Genomic DNA, 295 nt, shown 5'->3' with positions numbered 1-295 from the left:
AGCTGCTGACGGGGCAGGAGAACCTGCAGCTGATGGTGGACCTCAAAGGGTTCGCCACCGAGGATGGCAAGCGAACCGTCGCCGAGCTGCTGGAGCGCTTCGATCTGACGGAGGCGGCGGCGAAACCCGCGTCGACCTACTCCGGCGGTATGCGGCGCAAGCTCGATCTGGCGATGACGCTGGTCGGCAAGCCGCAGATCATCTTCCTCGACGAGCCGACGACGGGCCTGGACCCGCGCAGTCGGCGCACCATGTGGTCGATCGTCAGTGACCTGGTCGCCGATGGTGTGACCAT

General features: G+C 65.8%; 1 protein-coding gene. It reads left to right on the top strand.

Annotated elements, in window-relative coordinates; genetic code table 11:
* A partial coding sequence (locus GV790_RS29790; protein WP_163818144.1) for an ATP-binding cassette domain-containing protein occupies nucleotides 1–295 on the top strand: 295 nt, incomplete at both ends.

Source organism: Nocardia cyriacigeorgica, assembly GCF_010858045.1.
Lineage (GTDB): Bacteria > Actinomycetota > Actinomycetes > Mycobacteriales > Mycobacteriaceae > Nocardia > Nocardia cyriacigeorgica_E.
Note: the sequence above shows the minus strand (reverse complement) of the source record. Positions and strands in the feature narration are given on the sequence as shown.